The following is a 25,369-nucleotide window of genomic DNA, read 5'->3' as shown; positions in this document are numbered from 1 at the left end:
TACATTTTATATTGTGAAATCAGATGTAGAGCTCTGCTCAACCGCAGCCTCGTCCTGAGCCCGGTTGCAGAGATCCTCAACGGTCACCTGATCGAGTTCGGCCAGGAAGGCTTCGAAACCCTCCCGCACGAGGGGAGCGACGACGTTCTCCGCAAGGCGCGATTCCGGCAGCGGGGAGGCACCCTCATCCTCATAGGCGGTCATCGCCACACGCACGATATCGCCGGCCCTGATCCGCCGCCGCTCCCGGGCGAGTTCGTACCCGCCGCGCGGGCCGCGCACGCCCTTGAGAATTCCGTTGCGGACGAGGGCCTGCAGCACTGGCTCCAGATGCCGGGGGGGCAGATTGTGACGGGCCGCGAGAGCCTTGGCCGAGACCGGCATAGGCCGGGCATACAGCGCAATGTCCGTAACGGCCGAGATGGCGAGGAGCGCACGGCGCGAAAGAATGTTCATCGCGCCCTCCCCCGCAGCCCCATAAAGCCCTTCTGCCAAGGCGGGACGGGGAGCGCCCAAGCCTCGAAATGGCACTCTCCAGGCGGTGTAAGGTTGGGGGTGAACCGGCTGTGCATGCTGGGCAATTTTGTGTTCACCTGTGCGCTCGCGTGAAGCAGCGTCTTCGGAGAGGAAGTCTTACCCAAGCACTTTAAGATAGGCTCGTTCAAGCCCGAAACCACGTTACTGAGCGTCACCGGTCGATCCGAAACCGCCGTCTCCCCGGTCGCTGCTGCGCGTGAAGTCCTCCACCACCTCGAAAGTCGGGCGAAGGATCGGCACGAACATCATCTGCGCGATACGCTCGCCAGGTTCGATCACGATAGGTTCGGTGCCAGGGGCACTGCGGTTCCAGACGCTGATCATGATGGGGCCGACATAATCCGCGTCGATCACGCCCTGAAGATTGCCCAGAACCAGACCCTTCTTATGGCCAAGCCCGGAGCGCGGCGCGATCACCGCAACCATATGCTCGTTGGCCATGTGGATCGCAATGCCGGACGGGATCAACTGAGCGGGCGTGCCGGGAGCCAGGACAATGGCCTCATCAATGCAGGCGAACAGATCGATCGCAGCAGCCATCGCGCTTTGATAGCGCGGCAGGCCCCATTCCCGCACGCGCGGATCGAGCACTTTGACTTCAACTCGGGGCGTTAAATTAAGCGTCAACGTCAAGCCTCAACGGATGGGTCGGGAACGCAATATCGCGCATCGACCACGGGCTCAATCAGGCAGCCAATGAAAACGGCACCGCGATGCCCCAGGCAGGAGCACGTTCTGCCGGAGGCAGCTTCACCAGGCTTCGATTTTCAAGGGGCAAAAGCGATGGAACACAGGCTCCCTCCGGGTCCGGAATCGGACCCTGCACGCGCAACGGACGCGACGTCGACTATCGGGACCGCTGCAGGCGATTGAGCCAGGTCGTCCAGTTGGAGGGCCAGAAGGCCAGCACTGCCACGATGAGCGTGACCATGAAGAGCGCCACGATCACCTGGATAATCCCGAAATTCGGCGCATCCGCAGCAACGACCCAACCCGTTACGACGCCCGCGACGATCATCAAGATACGGGCAACCCAGGAAACCATGGCCTTATCCTCTGTCGACCAGGAGGCCCGAATGGCCGCGCCAGACGCGCCTCCATCAAATTTTCTCCAAACTGCCATTAACTTATAGATTTTCTTTGATCTCAATCAAAGCAACTTCGGTCGAGGCAGTTCAGCATTGTTTTATTGACCTGAATTCCAGGAAGAGCGGCGCCAAACTGCCTCGGATTCATCGAATTCCAGGCATAATCTCAGTGAAGGTTTAGACAACCCCTCTTCCGGAACCGGTGCAATTGCGGAGAAGGCTATGCCGACAGACGTGCAATATTCGCGCTCCCTGGAAAGACCGGGCATGGACAGGGTGTATGCGCCCGACATTCTGCCGCGGCTCCAGTCGCTCCTAGCCGACCTTGCCGATATCGACCTCGTCTGCGAGCAGGAGCTTGATGCCGTCGAACGCAGTGAGGATGACGAGAGCCTCAAGCGCCGGCAGATCGCACACCTTCGCCGGTGCCACCAGGAGCGCCGCGCGCCTTATGTTGCGGCCCTCGAGAACCTGCAGGAACGGATCAGGTCTTGCTTCGACTGAAGCGCTGCAGGGTGACGGGACGCTCGAACCATGAAGGCGATGGTCCTCCACAAGGTGTGTACGCCTCTGGTTCTCGAGACACGCCCCCTGCCTGACCCCGGACCCGGCGAGATCCGCTTGGTTCTGGAGGCCTGTGCCGTCTGCCGCACCGACCTTCACGTCGTGGACGGCGACCTACCGAACCCGAAGCTGCCTGTCATTCCCGGCCATGAGATCGTGGGGCGGGTCGATGCGCTCGGCGAGGGGGTCGCCACTCTCAAAATCGGGCAGCGCGTGGGCGTTCCCTGGCTTGGCCACACCTGCGGGCATTGCCCCTATTGCGCCTCGGGCCGGGAAAACCTCTGCGACGAGCCGCTGTTCACGGGCTATACCCGCGACGGCGGCTTCGCGTCCCATGTGGTGGCCGACGCCGCCTACGCGTTTCCACTGCCGGAGGGCGAAGATCCCGTTGCTCTCGCGCCTCTCCTCTGTGCCGGTCTGATCGGCTGGCGATCGCTGGTCGCGGCGGGAGATGCTCGAACGATCGGCATCTACGGCTTCGGAGCGGCCGCTCACATCATCGCCCAGGTCTGTCTCTGGCAGCACCGGCAAGTCTTTGCCTTCACGCGCCCGGGCGACAGCGCGGCCCAGGAATTCGCCCGTTCGCTGGGCGCGGCTTGGGCCGGAGGCTCGGACGAGGAGCCGCCCGGGCGGCTCGATGCGGCCATCATCTTCGCGCCGGTGGGCGATCTGGTGCCCGTGGCCCTGCAGGCGACGGCCAAGGGCGGTCGGGTCGTCTGCGGCGGAATCCATATGAGCGACATCCCCCGGTTTCCCTACCGCCTGTTATGGGGGGAGCGACAGATCCTGTCCGTAGCGAACCTCACCCGGCAGGACGCGCATGACTTTCTATCGGTCGCTCGGGAGGCCCGGGTGAGAACCGAAACGGTGCCCTACCCCCTGGAGGCCGCCAACGAAGCTCTGGACGATCTTCGGGCAGGCAGGCTCCAGGGCGCGGCGGTTCTCGTTCCGGGACGGCACTGACCGCAGATGACGACCGAAACCGCCCACCATCCATGTACTTCTATCCCGCGAGGAGAATTCCGTGCTTGAGAACATCCGCAGCATCCTGATCGGCCTGACCAAGGAGGGCGACGAGGATGAGACCTCTTCGGCCCTGGCATACGGGCTTTCGCTCGCCCGCGAAGCCGGAGCCCATGCGACCGTCCAGGCCGCCTCGTTGAAGCTCGCCCTCACGCATGCCTTCGTCAGCAAGTTCGCGGCAGGCCTTGCGGCTGCCGAGAACCGTCGGCTCGATGCCCTTGCAAATGCTGCCGCCGATCTGGCCCGGCAGACGGCCGAAACATCCGGAATCTCATGCACGACGGAAGCGCCGCAGCTCGCCTATCAGGATCTGGTGAGGAGTTTCGCGGCTCTCGCCCGAACCCATGACTTGACCGTGATGGACGCGGAACCGGTCGCTCTTGCGGTCGACCGCGGTCTGATCGAGGCCGTCCTGACGGAAAGCGGGCGCCCCCTCATCGTCGTTCCGCCCGGCCGGGAGACATTCGCAGGAGCGCGGATTGTGGTGGCCTGGGACGGCAGCGCCAAGGCGGCGCGCGCGCTCAACGACGCCATGCCGTTCCTGCGAGGCGCCGAAAGGGTCGAGCTTGTCAGCATCACGGGCGAGAAGGATCTCAGGAATACGGTTCCGGGCGTGGAGATCGCGCCTCATCTGTCCCGCCATGGCGTCAAGGTGAGCGTGCTGAACCTCACGGCCACCCATGGCGATGTCGCCGAAACTTTGCGCAATCACGCGATCCTGACCCATGCGGACATGATCGTGATGGGGGCCTTCGTGCACTCGCGCCTGCGCCAGAGAATGCTCGGAGGCACGACCCAATCCCTCCTCAAATCCTCCCCGGTCCCACTGTTCCTCTCCTACTGACCCATTGGATACCAGACCAGAAAGACCTCATCGATGCCGCGCTATTCGAAGTCTCTGATCCTTCTTCACTGGGCCATGGCCGTGCTGATCCTGGCGGCCTGGCTCACGGCCGAGGGCGGACGCCAAGTCCGCCTCAACCCGCCTGTGCTGCATTTCTCGCTCGGGCTGGCCGTGCTCCTGCTCGTGCTGCCGCGCCTGGTCGCCCGCTGGTGGGGCAGCAAAGCCCGCATCGAGGATCCGCACAGCCCCTGGCTCAACCTCGCCGCCAAGGTCGGCCACGGCGTGCTCTACCTCTTCATGATCGCCTTGCCGCTCTCCGGCTGGTACGCCGCCTCGCGGCTCGGCGTGCCGGTGTCGTTCTTCGGCCTGCCGCTGCCGGCCCTTGCGGCCTCCGTACAGGGCGCACCCGGCCCCATCGCCGAGCTTCACGAGACCGGCGGCACGCTCATCCTGATCCTGGCCGGCCTTCATGCCCTCATCGCCCTGTGGCACCAGTTCGTGCTCCGCGACGGAACCATGCAACGCATGAACCCGGTTTGATCCGATCAGGCCGCCACGGCCGGCATTCCATGCCGCCTGTGGCGGACAACACGATGCTCTAGCGCTGAACCGATCGGAGATATGCGATGAGATCGTTGATCTGGGCAGGGTCCAGCTGGAACTGGGGCATGGTGGGATGTCCCGTCGTAATGCCTTCTGCGAAAGCTTCGGCCAGATCATCCACCGGGTAGCGCAAATGGAGCGTCCGGAATGGTGGCGCCTCCGGAATGGGGCTGTCGCCGAAACGGCCAATGGCATGGCATTGTGCGCAATTCGTCTGGGCAAAGACCCGACCGCGCTGCACCCGCCCTTCCTGGCCCAGGGCTGCCCACGGGGTCAGGAGAAGGGCAACGCACGAGAGAGTCACCAAGCGGACCATGCTCAGCCCCCATTCGCTGCCACGGCCTGGCCGACTGGCCGCACGGCGACGACCTGAAACGTGTAGGGCTTCTCGTCCTCGTCCTGGATCGTGACATACTCGCCCTGCACGAAGCGGTGCTGGTTGAGCCTGTAGCCGGCCTCCTCGTCACCAAAGCGGTTCTGGTCATAGTCGATCATCCAGGTCGCGCCGCCGGCCCCGCCCGGTCTATGCACGAGCACACCTTGCCGGTCCGCTTCATTTTCCCAGAACCGGCGCACCCGGCACTGGGCCCTGTGCCGCATCCACTCTTCCTGATCGAGACGCCCCTCCTCGTTCAAGGGTGCGGTGATCTCGTATCCGTGCTGGGCACTTCCTTCCGGAAACTCCTTGCTGCGGGCAAGATGAAGCGTGATGTGATGGAGCACTCGATCCTCCCGAACCTGGAGACCATCCGTATAAGACCCATGATGAAGGCTATGGCCGATACAGCCTCAGAACCTTGATCCCAATCAATTTGGAGCGCAAGAGCGATGCGCGTCATGCAGCCGTCTGCTGCCCCTCACTTGGCGCTCCCGCAGCCCGGAGCAACCTAACGAACCCGTACCAGCCCCCGGCGAGAACCGCGATCGGCAGAAGAGTTGCCAGCCATGACAGGCTTGGAGGGGCAACCCGGAGGATGGCTGACAGGGACGGCACATAAAGCGCCGCAGCGACAATGACAGTGGCCCCGGCACTGATTCCCCAGAATGCCAGACGCCTCCTGTCGAAGAAGGACGTCCCCGGCTCAGCCGCATCGGCAAATGCAAGGGCCAGATTGCCAACCACAAGGGCGATGAACGCCACAGCCCGCGCCTGCACCTCGGGCACGCCACCATTCAGCGCCCATAGGTAGAGCCCGAAGACGGCTGCAAGAACGATGGCTCCTTGAGCAAGCCCGAATATGACCTGCGAGGATCCAAACAGCACTTCATTGGCAGGGCGGGGCGGCTTTTCCATTATATGTCGCTCGCTGGGTTCACCCTCGAAGGCGAGGGAGCAGACAGGGTCGATCACCAGCTCCAGCAGGACCACATGCATCGGATAAAGGATCGGCGGCAGGCCTGTGAGGATGGGCAGAAGGGCCAATCCGGCAATGGGCACGTGTATCGCCGTTGCGTAAGTCAGAGCCTTGCGCAGGTTTACAAAGATACGCCGCCCGAGGCGCACGCCTTCGATGATCGAGACGAAGCTGTCGTCGAGCAGCACGATGTCGGCGGCCTCGCGGGCAACATCGGTGCCGCGTCGGCCCATGGCGATACCGACATGCGCTGCTTCAAGCGCCGGAGCATCGTTGATGCCGTCTCCGGTCATGGCGACAATCTCGCCACCGGCCTTCAAGGCTTTCACCAGGGCAAGCTTCTGCTCCGGCACAATGCGAGCATAGACTCGAATGTGCCGCACGATCTCTTGCAGGCCCTCTGGGGCAAGCTTGGCTATCTCGGCTCCCGTCACTACGCCGGCATTTACGTCAATCCCCGCTTGGCGTGCGATCTCGACGGCCGTCGCTGGATAGTCGCCCGTGATCATCGCGACCGTAATGCCGGCCTTCTTCGCCTCGGCGACAGCCTGTGGGACATGTGCCCGGATGGGATCCGCGAAGCCGACCAAGCCTTCAAACTGAAATACGAGAGCCTCCGGAGAAACTCCGCGGTCCTGTTCCTGATAGGCGATTGCTACACCCAGTATCCGCAGGCCCCGCCTTGCCAAGTCGGCAACAGCCTTCTCCATTGCGGCTCGTTTTTCCTCCTTCATGCGGCAAAGGGAAAAGATTGCCTCCGGTGCTCCTTTGGCCGCGTAAAGCACACTGCCCGCCGAATCTCCCCACACTTGGACGAAGGCTGGGAGTTCGGGACGAAGCGGATATGTCCGAAGTGGGGAAGCTGCGGTATCCACCTGGGGGATCAGCCTGGGCACCAGCTCCCGAACAGCCTGATCCATAGGATCTACAGGCCGAACGGCCGAGGCGAGAGCGACGGTCTTCAGAAGTGTGGCGCAATCGCCCGCAATCGCCTCGTCGCCTCCGATCTCCTGGGCTTTTCCGTCAAGCCACACGGTGGTGAGAACCATCCGGCTCTCGGTCAGGGTCCCGGTCTTGTCGACGCACAGGAAGGTCGTGGCCCCGAGAGTCTCGATGACAGCTGCGCGGCGCACAAGCGTTTTATGCCGCGCCAAGCGGAAGGCTCCGAGTGCCATAAAAATCGCCAGTATCATCGGAAACTCTTCCGGCAACAGCGCTATGGCAAATGTCATCCCGGACAGGGCACCACCGATCCAATCATTCCGCAGAACGCCATGGAGTGCCGCAATGATCACGCAGAAGCCGATCGCTAGGATCCCAAGCCTGGCGATGAGAGCACCTGTCGTTTTCTGCAAAGGTGTCGGCTCTTCATCGATAGCGGCAAGCGCGGCACCGATGCGCCCCAGGCGTGTTGCGGCACCTGTCCGGACAACATGGACCGTGCCTTGCCCGCACAGGTTCAAGGTCCCGGCGAAGACATATGGCGCGCCGTCTCCCCCCGGTTCGAGATCGCCGGTATCGATGACAAGACCGACGGACGGAATTTTGCCGACCGGGACGGACTCGCCCGTGAGGACGGATTCGTCCACGGTAAGCCTGTCGCCGGCTCCTAGAATGCCGTCGGCAGGAAAACGCTCTCCTTCGCCGATGAGAAAGAGATCGCCCGGGACGAGGTCGCGCGCCGGGACGCTCCTTTCGGCCCCGCCCCGGACTACCCTGGCAAATGGCTCTGCAAGCTCCTGGAGAGCCGCCAGGGCGCGCTCGCTTCTGACCTCCTGCAGGACCACCAGGCCGATCGTTCCGACGGCGCTGGCCATCATAAACAATCCCTCGCCGGTATCGCCGAGCAGCAGATAAAGGCCTGCGGCTGATATGAGGAGCAGAAACATCGGCTCGCGAAGAACTCCGCGGACGATGTCAGGAACGTCGCGGGAGCGCTTCTCCTGGACGATGTTCGGGCCATATTGCGCGAGGCGGCGCTGCGCTTCGGCCTCCTCAAGACCCGCAAGCCCGGCAGAGACACCCGCTTCAGCACCGGTCTCAGTGCCGGTCGATGCCATTTGTGCGCGCATAAGCAGTCCCGTCCTGCATTCGGCCGCGTATTTGTCCTCAATGGGCCAGAAGCAGCAGGTTTTCCGTGCTCCTCAGCATGTCCCGTGTCGCGCCGCCGAGCACCTGCTCCCGGAAGCGCGTGTGGCCATAGGCCCCCATGACAATAAGATCCGCAGACACACGGCGCGCTTCGTCGAGGATGAGATCTGCGATCCCGCGGTCGCGACTGTCCGCCGTGGTGACATCCGCCACGACACCGTGGTGGGCCAAGTGGTGCCTCACGTTTGTCCAGGGCATCGCGTCCGGAGCCGGATCCACCACGAGAACCAGCGTGCGCACAGCCTGTTCGATGAATTCCAGCCCCTCACGCAGCGCGCGAGCCGACTCGCGGGTTCCGTTCCACGCGACCAGAACGGTCCGGATGGGACCTTCGCGGTGGTGCGGCGGAACGAGAAGGAGCGCGCGCCCGCTGCCGAAGAGCACAGCCTCCACAAGATCCAGCCAGACGGGGATTTCGGTCACGCCATAGGGCCGGGTGGCGATGAACAGATCAGCACAGCGCGCCTGCTCCACGACTTTCGCCGACAGAACGCTGAAGGTTTCGTCAAGCCGGCGCAGTTCGTTCGGCACCTGGAGGCCAGCCAGTCGCCCGGCAAGGCGCCCGGCGGCGATGTCGCCCTCCTGGCGGGCTTTTGCCTCAAGTGCGGCGAGCACCTGCCGCGCAGCCGCGCGGGCATCCACCGGCGTGGTCATGGTGAGATCGGGCAGCAGATTGGTGAGGATCCCGATCAGATGGGCTCGCCTGGTCGACGCGAGGGCAAGCCCATGGTTCAGTCGGATCTCGTCCTCCGGCGTTCCGTCGAGATGCACCATGATATCCTTGATCATCGCTCTCTTCTCCGCGAGGCCGGATACGGCTGCCGCGCCAGCCGGGTTAGGCCCGGCACGGGACAGATGGCGGCCGGAACGATGCACGGGCCGGATTACGGTGTGATCGCCACCTTCAGGACGCCGTCGCGCTGATGGCCGAACAGATCGTAAGCCTCCTCGATCTGATCGAGCTTGAAGCGGTGTGTCACCAGTGGTCGGGTGTCGACACGTCCCGATGCAACGATGGCGAGAAGCCGCCGCATACGCTCTTTTCCGCCTGGGCAGAGCGTCGTCCGAATGGTGTGATCGCCAAGTCCCGCCAGGAAGCTGTCGAGGGGAATCTTCAGATCGCCCGAATAGACGCCGAGGGACGACAATGTCCCGCCGGGTCGAAGCACCCGCAGGGCAGCCTCAAAGGTCTCCTGGCGCCCGAGCGCCTCGATGGAGACATCGACACCCCGCCCGTCGGTGAGATTCCGGATCTCCTCGGCGGGATCGCCTTTCGTGAAGTCGACCACGTGGTCCGCTCCCATCCGGCGCGCCATTTCCATGCGCGAGGGCACGCTCTCGACTGCAATGATCCTGGCGGCGCCCATCAATCGGGCGCCGGCCGTGGCACAGAGCCCGATGGGGCCTTGGGCGAAGACGGCCACCGTATCGCCGATGCGGATGTGGCCGCTTTCGGCCCCCGAGAACCCTGTCGACAGGATATCGGGGCACATCAGCACCTGCTCGTCGGTCAGCCCCTCCGGCACGGGCGCAAGATTCGCCATGGCGTCCGGAACCCGCACATACTCAGCTTGGCAGCCATCGATGGTGTTGCCGAAGCGCCACCCGCCCATCGGCTTCCACCCGTGCTTGGTGCCCGCCCCGTCCTGCGAGTGGCAGCCGCACAGGCAGGCCGCGCTATGCCCGCTCGGGGTGATCGCCCCAGCGATGACCCTCTGACCTTCCCGATAGCCTTGCACGGCAGAACCGAGCTTCTCGATAATGCCGACGGGCTCGTGCCCGATGGTGAGGCCGCGGGCGACCGGATACTCGCCTTTGAGAATATGGATGTCAGTGCCGCAGATCGTTGTGGTGGTTATGCGGACAAGCGCATCGAGGGGACCGATATCCGGAACAGGCTTCTCGTCGAGGACAATGCGTCCGGGCTCGACAAAGACGGCGGCTTTCATCTTGGGCATAGCCATTCCTTTTCAGGATTGAGCTCGTTCAACTCTATCACGCAATGGCGCTTCGTTAAGGCGTGACCGACCCGGCACGACTATTCGGCGGAGCGCACCGACAGAAAACACTGCGGTGCCCCAGGGCCCGAGCCGACCTTCTTCAACACGTCGACGGCGGTCGATGCGGAACATTTTCCCGCAGCCCTACCCCGACGCTGGAAAGCTTGGCCGGAAGTTCTCGTCATGAACATCCAATCTGCTACCACGAATTTAGAACAACTGGCCTCCGATGCGCACTAGACAATAAACATATTGCAGCAGGCTCTCTCGGAGTAGATTGATCTGGCGCAAAGCGTGGACCTTGCTTGAGCAAATAGAAATTTTAGCGCCAACCAGATTCAGGAGGCGTTGCTGTGCTGCGGCAGACCTCACCGCACCATCGTGCAGAGGATCTTTCGGTCAAGGCCGAAGCAACCCGGTTCCGTTCTCCCGCCAAAACCCCTCCCAGCCTCTTCGGCTTCATTTGGCTTGTGAGCGCCCATAACCAGCTTGGGCTCGCGCTCATCTCCATCCTCGCGTTCCTGGCCGGAATTGCTCCGCTTGAGCTTCAGCGGCGCATCGTCAACGACACCTTCCGCGGTGGGACTCCAAAGATCATCATTCTGCTTGCCATAGCCTATGCGGGCTTTGCGGCTCTGGCCGGAATGATCAAGCTTAGCCTGAACGTCTACAGAGGCTATGTCGGCGAGAGCGCCACACGCTGGCTCCGGAATGCTCTTCTGGACGATCTACGATCCAGCACATCCGAGCACCGGCAGGCGGTTGCCAAAGGCGTGGAAGTCTCTCTCGTGATCGACGAGGCGGATCCTATCGGGGGATTTGTGGGAACGAGCGTATCCGAACCCCTTCTCCAGGGGGGCCTGCTCGTCGGCCTGTTTACCTATATGGCCTATCTGCAGCCGCTGATGGCTTTGATCGCCCTGGCTGTCTTCTCACCGCAATTCGTTTTCGTTCCGCTGATGCAGCGGGCCATCAACCGCCGGGTGGCCGACCGGGTTACGACCCTTCGTCAGATCAGCGTCGGCATTGTCGAAGAGCCCCGAGACAGGAATGCTACAAGCGGCGCCCAGCAGGCGCGCATCCAGGAGGTCTTCGTCCTCAACATGGGAGTCATCCGACTGAAGTTCTCCATGAACTTCCTGATGAATCTCATGAGCCACCTGGGCATTGCGTCGATCCTCGCCCTCGGCGGCTATTATGTTGTCCAAGGCAAGACCGAGGTCGGCACGGTCGTCGCATTCATATCGGGACTTGGCCAGCTCAATGAGCCGTGGGGCGATCTCGTGAACTGGTTTCGCGATCTGAGGGTCACTCAGACGAAATACGACCTGATCAGTCGTGCCGTGAAGAACCTGCGCGACTGACAGGTTCGAGCCCATGGTCTACTGCTGAGCCATCTTCTCTTTTCGGCTTCGCGAATTGATCCCATGAGTGTTCTGAGCGTCATGACTTCGGACGGCGCCGTCGCTTCGTCTCGCCCGCGAAAGCCACATGCTTAAAGGTCTCCGCCAAGACGAGGTAGCCTCCGACCAGGGCGACGATGGTCCACAGCAGCGGCCAAGGCAGAGACTCGAACCCCAGGGCCCGTCTGGCCGGCGTCAAGGCAAGCGCCAGAGCGCCAGCCAAAGCCGTGAGGGAGCTTGCGACCAGGACAGGGTTCGGCCTGCTGACCCAAATCGGCATCCCCGTCCGGATCAGGAATACGACGAGGATCTGGGTCGCCATCGACTCGACGAACCACGCTGTCCGGAACCCCTCCGCCGAGGCTCCGAACCCGTGCAGCAGAACGATGAAGGTCGCGATATCGAACGCGGACGAAAGCGGTCCCATGATCAAGGAGAACCGCAGCACGTCCCGCATGTTCCAGACATGAGGGCGCATCGTCTCCTGCTTATCGACATTGTCGAACGGGATGCCGGTCTCGCTCAGGTCGTAGAGCAGATTGTTGAGCAGGATCTGGATGGGGGTGAGCGGAAGGAACGGAAGGAACAGCGAAGCGACGGCCATCGACAGCATGTTGCCGAAGTTCGAAGATGTCCCCATGCGGATATACTTCATGATATTCGCATAGGTGCGCCTCCCCTCGGCCACGCCATCCGCCACGACCTGAAGATCGTGCTCCAGCAGGATCAGGTCAGCCGCGGCACGCGCGACGTCTGAGGCGCCATCCACCGACACGCCCGCATCGGCAGCCTTGATGGCAGGCGCATCGTTGATCCCGTCTCCGATGAAGCCGACCGTGTGACCATGGGCCTGGAGCGCCCGCACGATCCGGGTTTTCTGATCCGGCGACACACGAGCGAACAGGTCGACCTTGCCCACCCTGACGGCGAGGGCGGTATCGCTAAGCTTGGCAATTTCCGCACCCGTCAGCATGCCCCGCGCCGGAACCTTGAGCGCTTCGACAATATGGCGCAGGACCGGAGCAGCATCCCCCGAGACGAGTTTGACTCTCACGCCTGCACTCTCGAGCCGGGCAATGGCCTCGGCAGCGGACGCTTTCGGCGGATCGACGAAGACGCAAAAGCCTGCAAAGACGAGATCCTGCTCGTCCTCGGCGACCGGCCTGTCACGGTCGGCCGGCATTTTCCGCCAGGCCACTCCCAGGCATCGGAGCCCCTGGGCGGACTTTTCATCGAGCAGCTTCGTCAGTGCCTGCTGCCTCTCCGCATCGAGCGGAGCCGGCGCTGCCGATCCAAGATCCACATGGGCGGAGTGGGACAGAACTTCCTCCGGCGCTCCCTTCACGATCAGGAACCGCTCGCCGGCTTTCTCGGCAAGGACGGACACCCGGCGACGCTCGAAGTCGAAAGGCACATCGGCAATCCGCCGCCACGACGGGAGAGGCTTCTCCTGCATGTGAGCCAGGATGGCATCGTCCAAGGGGCTTCTGACACCGCTCTCGAAGCGGCTGTTGACCGCGGCAAGCTCGATCACCTTCTCGGAATCCGCACCGTCGAAACCCGGATGCCCGACCAGCGCAATGCTGGCCTCCGTGAGAGTGCCGGTCTTGTCGGTGCACAGGACATCCATGGCCCCCAGGTCGTGGATCGCCGCCAGGCGCTTGACCACGACTTTCCGGGCCGCCATGCGCACCGCCCCGCGCGACAAGGTCACGGTCATGATCATGGGCAGCAATTCGGGCGTCAGCCCGACCGCCAGCGCCACCGCGAAGAGAAAGGACTCGAGGGCGGGCCTCTGGAGAGCCAGATTGGCGAGAAGCACAACCATGATCAGGAACGCCGTCATGCGCAGGATCAGTGCTCCGAGCGCGTGCAGGCCACGTTCGAAGGATGTGGGAGGCTCCTCGGATCGGAGGGCTGCGGCGATGCCGCCGAAGCGCGTGCGGGGCCCGGTGGCGGTCACAAGCATGGTTGCTTCGCCGCTTACCAGCGTGGTTCCGCCGAACAGGGCATTAAAGGCGTCCGCCGGAATCGTCGCCGTACTCGGGCCGGGCCGCTTTTCGACGGGGAACGGCTCGCCGGTCAGGAGCGCCTCGTTCGTATGGGCTCCCTGGCTTTCGACGACGATCCCGTCGGCCGGGACGAGGTCGCCGGCCCGCAGCAGCACAATGTCGCCGGGGACGATCTCTTCAACCGGCACGTCGATTTGGTTCCCGTCGCGCCGGACGTGCGAGCGGATCGCGACGGACCGCTTGAGCAGTTCGGCGGCCACCTCGGCGCGATGCTCCTGGGTGACATCGAGCGCGATGGAAAGGCTCAGAATGGTGAGGATGATGCCGAAGCTCGTCCAATCCCCCGTCGCGCCCGAGATCAAGGCTGCTGCGATCAGGATGGCGATCAGCGGCTCGGCAAGACGCTTGCCGATCTTGGCCACGAGCCTGCGGCGCACAGGCTCGACCGCAACATTCAAGCCTGTGGTGGATAGCAACCGGGCCGCATCACGGCCCGAAAGCCCTTCGCGCCTGGTCCCGAGCCGGGCGCAGCTTTCCTCAACGGTGAGGGACCAGAATTCGTCGTGGGCTTCATGGGCTTCTGCCGGCATGGGCGCACTCTAACGCCGTCCTGTCCCGGGCCCGCCTCGAAACCCGCCCATCATCCTCCACCTCAGTGCATGGCCCAGGTTGTGCGTGCCTCAGCCTGATTTCGTGTCGCTCGACCCACCCGGCCTACCGGCTTGCCCCTGCCCTTCTCCTTTGGAAATCGTGCCCTGGCTAGTCGGGCCTTGTCCCTGAACCTGGATACGGCGAGAGCGCTCCTGCCGCCCGCTCTTCGGCACGACGACGGTCAGAACACCGTTCTCGAAGCGGGCCTGAACCTGATCGGGATTGACCGCGAAGGGGAGCCTCAAGGAGCGCTGGAAGGTCCCATAGGAGCGCTCGACGAAGTGGAAATTCTCCTTCTCGTCCTTACGTTCAAACTTCTTCTCGCCCCGGATGGTGAGCACGTCATCGTCAAGATTGACATCGATGTCCTGCTCTTTGACGCCCGGCAGCTCCGCCGTGATGGAGATCTCCTTGTCGGTTTCGGACACATTCATGCTGGCATGGACGAAATTGCCGAGCTCTCCCTGGCTCTGGCCGCCCGCCGCAACCGGCAGACCTATGCCGCGGAAAGTATCGTCGAAGAGCCGGTTCATCTCACGATGGAGGGAGAGAAAGGGATCACCCGGGAACATGCCGCCGGCGGGACGGAAGGGGGTCACAGGATTACGGGCCATCGTGCGTTCCTCCTTGTAGACCAGAGATCCGGGGCGGATGGCCATCGCGCCCCGGAAGGGGCAACTGGGACTGGACAGCATCGGATCGGACACTCTTGTCCTTGGCGCGTCGGAGCAAACACGCCCGATCCTTACGGAGATCATAATCCTCCACCGGTCGTCCCGAAATGGAGATTACGTCTAGATGCCTCTCTTCCAGGCCATTGCCTCAGCCGACTTCCGGTCCGACGGACGGGTCCCCGCTCTTGACCGTGATCAAGGCAGCGGGAGATCCTGACGTTAGTCTGGTTCCGAGCCAGAGGAGGTGCGCGATTGGCACAGATCCGGACAATCCAGACACGAGAGGCGGAAGCCGCCGATCCAGGGCAGGCTCTCACCGGGGAGCACGGGCCCTCGCGGATCCTTCCTGTTCCCCATCGTCCAGCCCCCGAAGGGTCATGGTCAACATGATGACGAGGAACGGCGGGATGTCGGAAAACCCTGGAACGGCGAGCCTCTCGCCACCTCAGCCACCCGGGAGAGCGAGCACAATCTCCCTGCAGGCCCTCCACAGGCTCATCCGTCCGGCTCTCGTCGTTCTGCCCGCTTTGGGTCTGCTGCTCGGACTCGGATTTCACCTGACCGGCGCGGCTCCATGGGCCGGAACGATCTGGGCCGTCGCGACCGTTCCCGTGCTGGGCGCCCTGCTCATCGAGATCATCGCTAGCCTCCGGCGTGGGGAGGTAGGGCTCGACATCGTCGCTGCGCTCTCGATGACCGGCGCGCTGCTCTTCGGGGAGAACCTGGCGGCCGTCATCGTGGCGCTGATGTATGCCGGCGGGCAATATCTCGAAAGCTTTGCGGAGCGGCGCGCGAGCCGCGAGATGACGAGCCTCCTCGCCCGGGTGCCGAGGACGGCACTCCGCTATCGGGACGGCCTGCTCGAGGAAGTCGGCCTCGACGCCATCGAACCGTGGGACCGTCTGCTGATCCGCCGGGGAGATGTCGTGCCCGTGGACGGGACGGTCGCGGAAGGCGTGGCGATTCTGGACCAGTCGGCGCTCACCGGCGAGTCCCTTCCCGTCCAGAGGGTCAGCCAGGAGGCGGTCATGAGCGGAGCGACGAATGTCGGCGACGCGTTCGAGCTGACCGCCACGTATCGCGCGGCCGAGAGTACCTATGCGGGGATCATTCGCCTGGTCCAAGCCGCTCAGGCTTCGAAGGCGCCGATGACCCGCCTCGCAGACCGCTTCGCCATGGTCTTCCTTGCCTTGACCATCGTGCTTGCCGGCGGCGCCTGGCTCTGGAGCGGCGACCCCATCCGGGCCCTGGCCGTGCTCGTCATCGCAACACCCTGCCCGCTGATCCTTGCCGTGCCGGTCGCGATCGTGTCCGGCGTCTCGCGCGCGGCCGGGATCGGGGTGCTCGTGAAAGGCGGCAAGGCTCTGGAGATGCTCGCCCGTGTTCAAGTGCTGGTGATCGACAAGACCGGCACCCTTACGCATGGACAGGCCCGGATCGTCGAGATCAGGACATTGTCCGGATTGCCGGCCGACGAGATCCTCCGACTGGCGGCTTCGCTCGATCAGGCCTCGAAGCATGTCATCGCACAGGCTCTCGTCACGGACGCGCGGGCAAAGGGCCTTCGCCTGTCCCCTCCCGCCGAGGTCGAGGATGTCCCCGGCGAAGGGTTGGTTGGAACCGTCGATGGTCGGCGCGTTGTCGTCGGCGGAATCCGGTTCGTGTCGCAGCGCGTGCCAGAAGGCGCCAGATCGTTTTCTCGCGATGACTATGCGGTGGGGTCGGTCGTCGTGGCCCTGGCCGTCGATGGCGAACCTGCCGGTCTTCTGGTCCTGGCGGATCCCTTGCGCTCTGAAGCCGCCCAGGTCCTCGACAGCCTCCGTCACCTGGGCATCGCTCGGATCATTCTGGCATCGGGCGACCGCCAGGACGTGGCGGAGGCCGTCACGGTGGGGCTGCATTTCGACGCGGTCCACGCCGAACTGACGCCGGACCGGAAGATTGCGATCGTAAAGACCGAAAGCCGGAACGGTCCTGTCATGATGATCGGCGACGGCGTCAACGATGCACCGGCCCTTGCGGCCGCCGATCTCGGTATCGCCATGGGCGCAAAGGGAGCCGCGGCGTCCGCCGAGGCGGCCGACGTGGTCGTCCTGATGGACCGGCTGGACAAGATCCCTCTGGCCATGGAGGCTGCGCGCCGGTCGCGGCGCATCGCGCTCCAAAGCGTCTATGCCGGCATCGGCCTCTCGGTCATCGGCATGATCGTCGCCGCGCTGGGCTATCTGGGCCCCGTTCAGGGCGCGCTGATCCAGGAGGTCATCGACGTTGCCGTGATCCTGAACGCCCTGCGAGCCCTGTGGGGACCCAGGGCTTCATGACGGAATGCCCATCCTAGCGGCGCGGGAGGACATGTTCGCCCTCGCGATCATTGGCGCGGTTCGTGCTTAATGGCTCGACGATAACTGGCCGAGATGCAATCCTGCGGGCTCGGACCCTGCCGAGGAGATCCCCTTGTCGCTTCGCCTTCATTTCTATGGCGCCGCCCGGACCGTCACGGGCTCGTGCTTTCTGCTCGAGACGGATGCGGCCCGCGTCCTGGTCGATTGCGGAATGTTCCAGGGATCGAAAACCGAACGGGAACTCAACTATCAGCACTTTCCGTTCCGGCCAGCCGGCGTCAGTGCGCTCTGCCTGACCCATGCGCATATCGACCATAGCGGACTTGTGCCGAAGCTCGTGAAGGCAGGCTTCGACGGCCCGATCTATGCGACGTCAGGCACAACGGATCTCGCATCCATCATGCTTCCGGATTCCGGCTATATCCAGGAAATGGAGGTGGAGCAGCTCAACCGCCGCAACAGTCGCCGGGGGCTGGAGAGAGTGTCGCCGATCTACACCGAAGAGGATGCGGTCGCGTCGCTCTCGCATTTCCGGCCTGTGCCCTATGGCCAATGGCAGAATGTGGCTCCTGGCTTTCGGGCGCGCTACTGGAACGCCGGCCATCTCCTGGGCTCGGCCTCCATCGAGATGGAGGTATCGTCCGACGGAAGCGAGAAGCCGGTCCGGTTCCTGTTCTCCGGTGACATCGGGCCCGATCACAAGCTCCTGCAACCCGATCCGGACGGACCGCGCGATCTCGATTACGTCATCCTCGAATCTACCTACGGCGATACGGATCGTGACGGCACGACGATTCAGCGCCGCCGGCGGATGCTGCGCGACGAGGTGCGCGCGGCGATGCGTCCGAGCGGGGCTCTTCTCATTCCATCCTTCGCAGTCGAGAGAACCCAGGAGCTCCTGGTCGATCTCATGGAGCTGATGGAGGCCGGCGAATTGCCGGATATTCCGGTCTTCATCGATTCCCCGCTCGCCTCGAAGGCGACCGCCGTCTTCAAGCGGCACGCGGGAGAGCTCAAGAACGGCTCCGACCTGATCCAGGCCCTGGAGTCGCGATGGGTGCGCTTCACCGAGAGCGTGGAGCAGAGCAAGGCGATCGATCGCATCCATAGCTTTCACATCATCATCGCGGCCAGCGGGATGTGCGAGGCGGGCCGGATCCGGCATCACCTGAAATCATGGCTGTGGCGGGACGAGGCCACGGTGCTGTTCGTCGGCTTCCAGGCTCAAGGGACCCTCGGACGCATCCTTCAGGAGGGCGCATCGAAGGTCAGGATCCATGGTGAGGAGATCCAGGTTCGCGCCCGCATGCGAACGCTCGATCTCTATTCAGGTCATGCGGACGGTCCCGAGCTGAAGGCCTGGTTGTCCGACCGGCTTCCGGTCCGACGCGGAATCTTCCTCGTTCACGGCGAGGATCCAGCCCTGAAGGCCCTGCAATCGTCCCTCGCGGGTCTCGAACATGCGCCTGGTGCCGTGATCCCCGAGATCGACGACGTTTACGATCTGGCGGGCGAGACGGCGGCGCGGATCGAGCGCGGAGGCCAGCGCCTGCCGGCTTCGAGCACCGGACGGCGGGACTGGCACAACGATTACGCGGAACTGCTTCTCGACATCGACAACGCCATCGCGGCGGCAGCGGACAGGAAATCCAAGGGTGTCGTGATTCGACGCATCAGAGACGCCTTGAAGGAGCCTGATCGCGCATAGGTGAGAGCTGGACAGGCGGATAAGCGCTATCCGCCTGCAGCCTTCACCATCTCGCCTAAGCGCATGACCAACCGGCGGGCCACCTCGGTCTTCGAGAGAGTCGGCCAGGTCTCGACGCCGGATGCGCTGACCAGGTGCACCGAATTGCGGTCGCCGCCCATGACGCCGGTCCCGACCGATACGTCGTTGGCGACGATGAGGTCGCAGCCCTTCTTGGCGAGCTTCTGCCGGGCATGCTCGACCACGTTCTCGGTCTCGGCCGCGAAGCCGACCATGAGCGGCGGGCGACCCTTGTTGCGCCGGGAGATCGTCGCGAGGATGTCGGGATTCTCGGTCAGCCGCAGGTCCGGCATGGCGCCGGCATTCTTCTTGAGCTTCTGCTCTCCCGCATTGGCGACGCGCCAATCGGCGACCGCGGCTGCGAAGATCCCGATATCCGCGGGCAGCGCCGCCTCTACGGCCTGGAGCATCTCCCGGGCGCTCTCCACGCGGATCGTCGCGACCCCCGGCGGGTCGGGAAGGTCAACCGGACCGGAGACCAGCGTCACTCGCGCTCCCGCCTCCGCGGCCGCACGCGCGATGGCGTGACCCTGCTTGCCGGAAGAGCGATTGGCGATGTAGCGCACCGGATCGATGGGCTCGTGGGTCGGCCCGGACGTGACGAGGACATGCCGACCCGAGAGGGGGCCTGTGGCCGGTGCGAGCAGCTTCTCGGCGGCCGCAACGATCTCCAGGGGCTCGGCCATCCGGCCCGGACCCGTTTCGGCCTCCGCCATTGCGCCCTCGTTCGGCCCGACGGTGCGGATTCCATCCGCCTGGAGCGTCGCGAGGTTGCGCTGCGTCGCCGGGTGCAGCCACATGCGCACGTTCATGGCGGGCGCGATCAGGATCGGCAGGGTCGTGGCGAGCAGCACCGTGGAGGCGAGATCGTCCGCATGGCCGCCCGCCATCTTGGCCATGAGATTGGCGGTCGCGGGTGCGACGATGATGAGATCAGCATCCCGGGCGAGCCGGATATGGCCGATATCGGCTTCATCCTCCCGGTCGAACAGGTCCGTATGCGTGCGCTGTCCGGAAATGGCGGATGCTGCCAGCGGCGTGACGAAATTCTGCGCCCCGGCGGTCATGATGCAGCGCACGGAGGCGCCGCGCTCCCGCAGGCGCCGGATCAGGTCGAGGGATTTATAGGCTGCGATCCCGCCGCCGATGACCAGAAGGATCCGTTTGCCCGTCAGCGCCATGGTTTCTCAGAAACCCCGTATCGCGAGGATCATCAGCGACAGCGCAATGATCCACAAGGCCGCCGTGCTCCACCGGTTGCCCCGCGCCTCCGCGCGCCCGATGGCCGAGACGCTCTCCTGATGCAAGGGCAGCCCCTTGTCGGCCATCTCCTCCAGCCGGCCGAGGAGCAGTTTGCCGCGAAGGGCCATGTCCGGCAGGTCCGAGGCGACGCCTACGAGCGTCGCGAGACCGTTACCCGCCTCCTCAATGCGGCCGATGGGGCCGAGATGGCGCTCGATCCAGTCCCGCACCACGGGCTCGGACGTGGTCCACATGTCGAGGCGCGGATCGAGATTGCGGGCGACACCCTCCACCACCACCATGGTCTTCTGCAGCATCACCAGCTCAATGCGCGTCGCCATGTCGAACAGCGCCGTGATCTCGAAGAGCAGGGAGAGCAGCTTCGCCATCGAGATTTCGTCGGCACGCCGGTCGTGGATCGGCTCGCCGATGGCGCGCAGGGCCTGCGCGAAATCCTGGACCGAATGATGCGGCGGCACGTAGCCGGCCTCGAAATGCACCCGCGCCACGCGCAGGTAATCGCGACGGATGAAGCCGAGCAGGATCTCGGCCAGGAAGCGTCGCTCCTTCATGCCGAGGCGGCCCATGATGCCGAAATCCACCGCTACGAGGCGCCCCTGGGGATCCACGAAGAGGTTGCCCGGATGCATGTCCGCGTGGAAGAACCCGTCGCGGATCGCATGGCGCAGGAAGGACTGGATCACCGTCCGCGCCAGGGCAACCCGGTCGAAGCCCGCCGCCTCGATCCCGGCAATGTCGTTGAGGCGGATGCCGTCGATCCACGTAATGGTCAGCACGTCGCGGGCCGTGAGGTCCCATTCGGGCTTCGGCACGCGGAAATCGGGGTCGTCCTTCGTGTTCTCCCCGAGCTCCGAGACGGCCGCCGCCTCGAGGCGCAGGTCCATCTCGACGGAGACAGAGCGGGCGAGCGCCTCGACCACCTCGACCGGCTTGAGACGCTTCGCATCGGGCACCAGGCGCTCGAACAGGCGGGCGGCTGCGCGCATGGCCTGGAGATCGCGGGCGAAGCCCTCGCGCACGCCGGGCCGGACCACCTTCACGGCCACGGTCAGGGGGCCTTCCGGCGTACGGATGACCGCCTTGTGGACCTGGGCGATGGAGGCGGCCGCAATCGGCTCGCTGAATTCCAGGAAGAGTTCGTCGATGGGGCGGCCCAGCGCGAGCTCCACCATGCGCACTGCTTCCTTGCGCGGGAAGGGCGGCATGCGGTCCTGCAGGCGTTCCAGGTCATGGGCCGCGGCTGCGCCGACGATGTCCGGGCGGGTCGCCAGGAACTGGCCGAATTTCACATAGGACGGTCCGAGCCGGGTCAGCGCCGCCGAGAGGCGGGCCGCGCCGTCTCCGGCCTGTCGCCGCTCGATGAGGCGCGCAAGGCGCAGGCCGAGGCGAGCCGCGGGCGGCAGGACATTCGGATCGATCAGAGCCAGCGCGCCCTCCCGCGCCAGCACGAAGCCGGCGCGCAGGTTGCGGGAAAGGTGGACGAGACTACCGATCACGTCAGATCTTCCAGCCGGAATGAATGGCCACGACCCCGCCCGTGAGGGGCCGGTGGCTGACGCACCGGAACCCGGCCTGCTCGATCATGCGCGCAAAGGCGGCCGGCGTCGGGAAGCGGCGGATCGATTCGACGAGATACTGGTAGGATTCGGAATCCCCCGTGACCATCCGACCGAGGCGGGGGATCACGTTGAACGAATAGGCATCGTAGATCCGGTCGAGGCCGGGCACGTCGACCTTCGAGAATTCCAGGCATAGGAAGCGCCCGCCGGGCCTGAGCACGCGGTGCGCCTCCCGCAGGGCCACATCGATGCGCGGCACGTTCCGGATGCCGAACGCGATCGTATAGGCATCGAACGACCCGTCCTCGAATGGCAGGGCCTCTGCATTGGCCTCCACGAAATCGATCCGTCCCTCATAGGCGTGGCCCGCCCGCTCTCGGCCAACCGACAGCATGTCTCCGTTGATGTCCAGGACCGTGACATGGGTCGCGGGTCCTCCGGCCTCCAGGATGCGGAAGGCTACGTCCCCCGTGCCGCCGGCCACGTCGAGATGCCGGAAAGCGCGGTCCCGGGGCGGCCGCAGCATGGCGACCAGGGTGTTCTTCCAGAGCCGATGGAGCCCTGCGGACATGAGGTCGTTCATGAGGTCGTACCGGCCCGCGACGGAATGGAAGACCTCGTTGACCCGGCCCTGCTTCTCGCCGAGCGGCACGGACTGGAACCCGAAATGGGTCGTTTCGTCGCTCATCTGTCCATCCTTCCGTCGCCTTTTCCGGCGATCCATAGCGGAACCGGGCCCGGATGGCTATGTAAGGAGCCTGCCGATGCCGAGAGATGGTTGATGCCCGAACTTCCCGAAGTCGAGACCGTCCGCAGGGGCCTGGAGCCTGCCATGGTGGGGGCCCGGTTCACGAAAGTGACCCAGCGCCGCCCGGATCTGCGCTTCCCCTTTCCGGAGCGGTTCGCCGAGCGCCTGGAGGGCCAGGAGGTCACCGCCCTGGGGCGCCGCGCCAAATATCTCCTGGCGGACCTGTCGTCCGGAGAGGTTCTGGTCATGCATCTGGGCATGTCGGGGCGCTTTCTCGTCTCGGAAGGGGGCCAGGAGGTCAGGCCCGGGGCATTCCACCATGAACATGGGGCCGCGGGCGCGCATGACCACGTGGTCTTCTCCCTGTCGAACGGCGCTACCGTCACATACAATGACGCCCGCCGATTCGGTTTCATGGACCTCGTTACCCGGGCCGAGATCGAGACCTGCCGGCATTTCAAGACCATGGGCATCGAGCCCCTCGGCAATGCCCTTTCGGGCGAGACCATCGCGCAGCTCTTCGCCGGCCGCCGCACGCCGCTCAAGGCGGCTCTCCTCGATCAGCGCCTGATCGCGGGTCTCGGCAACATCTATGTCTGCGAGGCCCTGTTCCGGACCGGCCTCCACCCGGAGGCGCCGGCCGGCTCCCTTGTGTCTCCCAAGGGGCGGCCCACCGCGAAGGCGCACAGGCTCGCCGAGGTGATCCGCGACGTCCTGAACGAGGCCGTCGCGGCCGGCGGCTCGACCCTCCGAGACCATGCCCGCGTGGACGGGACCCTGGGCTATTTCCAGCATGCCTTCCAGGTTTACGATCGGGAGGGTGAACCCTGCGTCACGCCGGGCTGCAAGGGCACGGTCTCGCGACTGGTCCAGGGGGGCCGCTCCACCTTCTACTGCCCGTCCTGCCAGCGGTAGGGGTCCGGCCTTCAGGACATCGATGCGGCCGCTCCCGAGAATGTGTCTCCGCTTCGCGAGACAGCCTGCGCGAACGGGATTACACTGACGGCTCGATGGGCAGGTTGCGGCTTCGCGTCGCCAGCGGCCTCCCGGGGGCAAGGCCCATGGCATAAGCCGGCGCCGGACCGCCCGAACTTGATTCGGAGGTTAAGGCCATGGCGAAAATTCATACGATGCCCGGCGTGGGCTCCGCGCTGGAGGGTCCGGTCGTCCGGACCATCGGCGTCGCGGATCTCAAGGAAGCGTTGCGCCGCGGGATCGACGATTTCCTGGCAATGCCGACCCATGCCTTCTTCATCGCCCTCATTTATCCCGTCCTCGGCCTCGTGCTGGCGGGTGCCATTTTCGGCAACAACGTACTGCCGCTCCTCTTCCCCCTCGTGGCCGGCTTCGCCCTGGTGGGCCCCTTCGCGGCCGTCGGCCTCTATGAGCTAAGCCGCCGCCGGGAGCGCGGGGAGGAGATCGCCCTCACGCGCGCCTCCCAGGTCCTGCGTTCGCCCTCCATCGGCTCCATCGCGGCCCTCGGGGCGCTGCTCCTGCTCATCCTGTTCCTCTGGCTCGCCACCGCGCAGGCGCTCTACCATACGATCTTCGGCAATTACCGCCCCGTGTCCCTGACCGGGTTCCTGCAGGAGGTCCTCACGACCCGGCAGGGCTGGACCCTGATCCTCATCGGCAACGCCATCGGCCTCGCCTTCAGCGCCATCGTCCTGTCCATCAGCGTCGTGTCCTTCCCGCTGCTGCTCGACCGCAACGTGAGCGTCGCCACGGCGGTGCAGACCTCGCTCCAGGCGGTCGGCGCCAATCCGGGACCCATGGTCCTCTGGGGGCTGATCGTCGCCGTCATGCTGTTCGTCGGCTTCATTCCGTTCTTCTTCGGCCTTGCGGTGGTGATCCCGATTCTCGGCCACGCCACCTGGCATCTCTACCGCCGAGTGGTGGCCGACTGAGAGCGCCTGCGTCGGGAGCGGAGCCTCCGCCCCCGGCGGATTTCTCTTGCCTGGCCTTTGCGCCTCGCCTACCGGTGAGCCTCCATCGAGGAGGCGACGGCATGGCTTATGAAACGATCATCGTCGAGACCCGCGGCAAGGTGGGGCTCATCACCCTCAACCGCCCGCAGGCGCTGAACGCTCTCAACGCAGCCCTTCTCGGCGAGGTCAACCGGGCGCTCGATGCCTTCGAGGCCGACCGGGAGGTGGGCTGCATCGTGATCACGGGCTCCGAGAAGGCCTTCGCGGCGGGCGCCGACATCAAGGAAATGGCGTCCCTCACCTATCCGCAGATCTATTCGGACGATCAGTTCGGCGGCTGGGACCGGGTGGCGAACCGGCGCAAGCCCATGATCGCCGCAGTGGCGGGTTTCGCGCTGGGCGGCGGCTGCGAATTCGCCATGATGTGCGACTTCATCATCGCGGCCGAGAACGCCAAGTTCGGCCAGCCCGAAATCAAGCTCGGAGTCATGCCCGGCATGGGCGGCACCCAGCGCCTGACCCGCCTCATCGGCCGGGCCAAGGCCATGGAGATGTGCCTCACGGGCCGGATGATGGGCGCCGAGGAGGCGGAGCGCTCCGGCCTCGTCGCCCGCGTGGTGCCGACGGCGGATCTCCTCGCCGAGGCGCTCAAGACCGCCGAAACCATCGCGTCCATGTCCCAGCCCATCGTCATGATGACGAAGGAGAGCATCAACCGGGCCGACGAGATGGGGCTTGCCGAGGGCATCCGCTTCGAGCGGCGGGTGTTCCACGCCATGTTCGCCACCGCCGACCAGAAGGAGGGCATGGCCGCCTTCGTCGAAAAGCGAGCCCCCCGGTTCACGGACCGCTGATC

At 64.7% G+C, this 25,369-nt stretch carries 23 protein-coding genes; 10 read left to right on the top strand and 13 right to left on the bottom strand.

The window, feature by feature from the left end; genetic code table 11:
* Positions 1 to 6: 6 nt before the first annotated feature.
* From C4E04_RS01650 to C4E04_RS01640, 3 genes are all read right to left on the bottom strand, one after another.
* Entirely contained in the window at positions 7 to 456 is a 450-nt protein-coding gene (locus tag C4E04_RS01650; RefSeq protein WP_109594341.1) for an Rrf2 family transcriptional regulator, read from the bottom strand.
* Between the two features lie 222 nt (positions 457 to 678).
* Complete coding sequence (gene dut, locus C4E04_RS01645; protein WP_371682026.1) at positions 679 to 1,128, bottom strand: dUTP diphosphatase; 450 nt, start codon at positions 1,126 to 1,128, stop codon at positions 679 to 681.
* Between the two features lie 256 nt (positions 1,129 to 1,384).
* Entirely contained in the window at positions 1,385 to 1,582 is a 198-nt protein-coding gene (locus C4E04_RS01640) for a hypothetical protein (protein WP_109594336.1), read from the bottom strand.
* Positions 1,583 to 1,847: 265 nt separating this feature from the next.
* On the opposite strand from C4E04_RS01640, the gene C4E04_RS01635 reads away from it, so the two are divergent.
* From C4E04_RS01635 to C4E04_RS01620, 4 genes are all read left to right on the top strand, one after another.
* Positions 1,848 to 2,129: a hypothetical protein gene (locus tag C4E04_RS01635; protein WP_109594332.1), complete on the top strand. Its 282-nt coding sequence runs from the start codon at positions 1,848 to 1,850 to the stop codon at positions 2,127 to 2,129.
* 30 nt (positions 2,130 to 2,159) lie between these two features.
* Positions 2,160 to 3,152, top strand: coding sequence for a zinc-dependent alcohol dehydrogenase family protein (locus tag C4E04_RS01630; RefSeq protein ID WP_109594330.1), 993 nt, complete (start codon positions 2,160 to 2,162; stop codon positions 3,150 to 3,152).
* A 61-nt stretch (positions 3,153 to 3,213) separates the two neighbouring features.
* Positions 3,214 to 4,056, top strand: coding sequence for a universal stress protein (locus tag C4E04_RS01625; RefSeq protein ID WP_109594328.1), 843 nt, complete (start codon positions 3,214 to 3,216; stop codon positions 4,054 to 4,056).
* A 33-nt stretch (positions 4,057 to 4,089) separates the two neighbouring features.
* The gene (locus C4E04_RS01620; RefSeq protein ID WP_109594326.1) at positions 4,090 to 4,596 is read left to right on the top strand and encodes a cytochrome b; all 507 of its coding nucleotides are present in this window, start codon (positions 4,090 to 4,092) and stop codon (positions 4,594 to 4,596) included.
* 58 nt (positions 4,597 to 4,654) lie between these two features.
* Here the strand turns inward: C4E04_RS01620 and C4E04_RS01615 are convergent, their stop codons facing one another.
* From C4E04_RS01615 to C4E04_RS01595, 5 genes are all read right to left on the bottom strand, one after another.
* Positions 4,655 to 4,975, bottom strand: a complete 321-nt coding sequence (locus C4E04_RS01615; protein ID WP_109594323.1) for a cytochrome c — start codon at positions 4,973 to 4,975, stop codon at positions 4,655 to 4,657.
* Positions 4,976 to 4,977: 2 nt separating this feature from the next.
* Entirely contained in the window at positions 4,978 to 5,382 is a 405-nt protein-coding gene (locus C4E04_RS01610) for a hypothetical protein (RefSeq protein ID WP_109594321.1), read from the bottom strand.
* A 112-nt stretch (positions 5,383 to 5,494) separates the two neighbouring features.
* The gene (locus C4E04_RS01605) at positions 5,495 to 8,086 is read right to left on the bottom strand and encodes a cation-translocating P-type ATPase (protein ID WP_245416202.1); all 2,592 of its coding nucleotides are present in this window, start codon (positions 8,084 to 8,086) and stop codon (positions 5,495 to 5,497) included.
* A 37-nt stretch (positions 8,087 to 8,123) separates the two neighbouring features.
* A complete protein-coding gene (locus tag C4E04_RS01600) occupies positions 8,124 to 8,954 on the bottom strand; it encodes a universal stress protein (protein ID WP_109594319.1) in 831 nt (276 codons plus the stop codon).
* Between the two features lie 95 nt (positions 8,955 to 9,049).
* Entirely contained in the window at positions 9,050 to 10,123 is a 1,074-nt protein-coding gene (locus C4E04_RS01595) for an NAD(P)-dependent alcohol dehydrogenase (RefSeq protein ID WP_109594317.1), read from the bottom strand.
* 395 nt (positions 10,124 to 10,518) lie between these two features.
* Between C4E04_RS01595 and C4E04_RS01590 the strand changes: the two genes are divergently transcribed.
* Positions 10,519 to 11,529 carry an ABC transporter transmembrane domain-containing protein gene (locus C4E04_RS01590; RefSeq protein ID WP_109594315.1) on the top strand — a complete coding sequence of 337 codons (1,011 nt, stop codon included), beginning with the start codon at positions 10,519 to 10,521 and terminating at the stop codon, positions 11,527 to 11,529.
* Positions 11,530 to 11,608: 79 nt separating this feature from the next.
* On the opposite strand, the gene mgtA is transcribed toward C4E04_RS01590, so the two are convergent.
* Both mgtA and C4E04_RS01580 read right to left on the bottom strand, forming a co-directional pair.
* On the bottom strand, positions 11,609 to 14,170 hold the full coding sequence (mgtA, locus tag C4E04_RS01585; RefSeq protein ID WP_109594313.1) for a magnesium-translocating P-type ATPase: 2,562 nt from the start codon (positions 14,168 to 14,170) through the stop codon (positions 11,609 to 11,611).
* A gap of 90 nt (positions 14,171 to 14,260) precedes the next feature.
* Entirely contained in the window at positions 14,261 to 14,845 is a 585-nt protein-coding gene (locus tag C4E04_RS01580; protein ID WP_109600655.1) for an Hsp20/alpha crystallin family protein, read from the bottom strand.
* Between the two features lie 467 nt (positions 14,846 to 15,312).
* Here C4E04_RS01580 and C4E04_RS01575 point away from each other — a divergent pair, with 467 nt between their 5' ends.
* Positions 15,313 to 17,226 carry a heavy metal translocating P-type ATPase gene (locus tag C4E04_RS01575; RefSeq protein ID WP_109600653.1) on the top strand — a complete coding sequence of 638 codons (1,914 nt, stop codon included), beginning with the start codon at positions 15,313 to 15,315 and terminating at the stop codon, positions 17,224 to 17,226.
* A gap of 127 nt (positions 17,227 to 17,353) precedes the next feature.
* Positions 17,354 to 18,955, top strand: coding sequence for an MBL fold metallo-hydrolase (locus C4E04_RS01570; RefSeq protein ID WP_371682071.1), 1,602 nt, complete (start codon positions 17,354 to 17,356; stop codon positions 18,953 to 18,955).
* A gap of 26 nt (positions 18,956 to 18,981) precedes the next feature.
* Here C4E04_RS01570 and coaBC read toward each other — a convergent pair whose 3' ends face one another.
* From coaBC to ubiE, 3 genes are read right to left on the bottom strand one after another with little or no spacing between them, the layout of a single operon-like run.
* Positions 18,982 to 20,196 carry a bifunctional phosphopantothenoylcysteine decarboxylase/phosphopantothenate--cysteine ligase CoaBC gene (coaBC, locus tag C4E04_RS01565; RefSeq protein WP_109594308.1) on the bottom strand — a complete coding sequence of 405 codons (1,215 nt, stop codon included), beginning with the start codon at positions 20,194 to 20,196 and terminating at the stop codon, positions 18,982 to 18,984.
* A gap of 6 nt (positions 20,197 to 20,202) precedes the next feature.
* Positions 20,203 to 21,774: a 2-polyprenylphenol 6-hydroxylase gene (gene ubiB, locus C4E04_RS01560; protein WP_109594305.1), complete on the bottom strand. Its 1,572-nt coding sequence runs from the start codon at positions 21,772 to 21,774 to the stop codon at positions 20,203 to 20,205.
* Between the two features lies 1 nt (position 21,775).
* The gene (ubiE, locus tag C4E04_RS01555; protein WP_109594303.1) at positions 21,776 to 22,525 is read right to left on the bottom strand and encodes a bifunctional demethylmenaquinone methyltransferase/2-methoxy-6-polyprenyl-1,4-benzoquinol methylase UbiE; all 750 of its coding nucleotides are present in this window, start codon (positions 22,523 to 22,525) and stop codon (positions 21,776 to 21,778) included.
* A gap of 93 nt (positions 22,526 to 22,618) precedes the next feature.
* Here ubiE and mutM point away from each other — a divergent pair, with 93 nt between their 5' ends.
* From mutM to C4E04_RS01540, 3 genes are all read left to right on the top strand, one after another.
* The gene (mutM, locus tag C4E04_RS01550; protein WP_109594301.1) at positions 22,619 to 23,500 is read left to right on the top strand and encodes a bifunctional DNA-formamidopyrimidine glycosylase/DNA-(apurinic or apyrimidinic site) lyase; all 882 of its coding nucleotides are present in this window, start codon (positions 22,619 to 22,621) and stop codon (positions 23,498 to 23,500) included.
* 197 nt (positions 23,501 to 23,697) lie between these two features.
* Positions 23,698 to 24,492 (top strand): DUF2189 domain-containing protein, encoded by a 795-nt coding sequence (locus tag C4E04_RS01545; RefSeq protein ID WP_109594299.1) that lies wholly within the window; start codon positions 23,698 to 23,700, stop codon positions 24,490 to 24,492.
* Positions 24,493 to 24,593: 101 nt separating this feature from the next.
* Positions 24,594 to 25,367: an enoyl-CoA hydratase gene (locus C4E04_RS01540; protein ID WP_109594297.1), complete on the top strand. Its 774-nt coding sequence runs from the start codon at positions 24,594 to 24,596 to the stop codon at positions 25,365 to 25,367.
* The last annotated feature ends 2 nt before the right edge of the window (positions 25,368 to 25,369 follow it).

This window comes from Microvirga sp. 17 mud 1-3 (assembly GCF_003151255.1).
Taxonomy (GTDB): Bacteria; Pseudomonadota; Alphaproteobacteria; order Rhizobiales; family Beijerinckiaceae; genus Microvirga.
Note: the sequence above shows the minus strand (reverse complement) of the source record. Positions and strands in the feature narration are given on the sequence as shown.

Excerpts from the sequence above, each read along its gene's own strand:
- C4E04_RS01620 (WP_109594326.1), top strand. The coding sequence starts at position 4,090 with ATGCCGCGCTATTCGAAGTCTCTGATCCTTCTTCACTGGGCCATGGCC.
- C4E04_RS01540 (WP_109594297.1), top strand. The coding sequence starts at position 24,594 with ATGGCTTATGAAACGATCATCGTCGAGACCCGCGGCAAGGTGGGGCTC.
- C4E04_RS01600 (WP_109594319.1), bottom strand. The coding sequence starts at position 8,954 with ATGATCAAGGATATCATGGTGCATCTCGACGGAACGCCGGAGGACGAG.
- C4E04_RS01605 (WP_245416202.1), bottom strand. The coding sequence starts at position 8,086 with ATGCGCGCACAAATGGCATCGACCGGCACTGAGACCGGTGCTGAAGCG.
- C4E04_RS01640 (WP_109594336.1), bottom strand. The coding sequence starts at position 1,582 with ATGGTTTCCTGGGTTGCCCGTATCTTGATGATCGTCGCGGGCGTCGTA.
- mgtA (WP_109594313.1), bottom strand. The coding sequence starts at position 14,170 with ATGCCGGCAGAAGCCCATGAAGCCCACGACGAATTCTGGTCCCTCACC.
- C4E04_RS01545 (WP_109594299.1), top strand. The coding sequence starts at position 23,698 with ATGGCGAAAATTCATACGATGCCCGGCGTGGGCTCCGCGCTGGAGGGT.
- C4E04_RS01630 (WP_109594330.1), top strand. The coding sequence starts at position 2,160 with ATGAAGGCGATGGTCCTCCACAAGGTGTGTACGCCTCTGGTTCTCGAG.
- C4E04_RS01615 (WP_109594323.1), bottom strand. The coding sequence starts at position 4,975 with ATGGTCCGCTTGGTGACTCTCTCGTGCGTTGCCCTTCTCCTGACCCCG.
- C4E04_RS01650 (WP_109594341.1), bottom strand. The coding sequence starts at position 456 with ATGAACATTCTTTCGCGCCGTGCGCTCCTCGCCATCTCGGCCGTTACG.
- C4E04_RS01595 (WP_109594317.1), bottom strand. The coding sequence starts at position 10,123 with ATGCCCAAGATGAAAGCCGCCGTCTTTGTCGAGCCCGGACGCATTGTC.
- C4E04_RS01575 (WP_109600653.1), top strand. The coding sequence starts at position 15,313 with ATGTCGGAAAACCCTGGAACGGCGAGCCTCTCGCCACCTCAGCCACCC.
- ubiE (WP_109594303.1), bottom strand. The coding sequence starts at position 22,525 with ATGAGCGACGAAACGACCCATTTCGGGTTCCAGTCCGTGCCGCTCGGC.
- mutM (WP_109594301.1), top strand. The coding sequence starts at position 22,619 with ATGCCCGAACTTCCCGAAGTCGAGACCGTCCGCAGGGGCCTGGAGCCT.
- coaBC (WP_109594308.1), bottom strand. The coding sequence starts at position 20,196 with ATGGCGCTGACGGGCAAACGGATCCTTCTGGTCATCGGCGGCGGGATC.
- C4E04_RS01635 (WP_109594332.1), top strand. The coding sequence starts at position 1,848 with ATGCCGACAGACGTGCAATATTCGCGCTCCCTGGAAAGACCGGGCATG.
- C4E04_RS01580 (WP_109600655.1), bottom strand. The coding sequence starts at position 14,845 with ATGGCCCGTAATCCTGTGACCCCCTTCCGTCCCGCCGGCGGCATGTTC.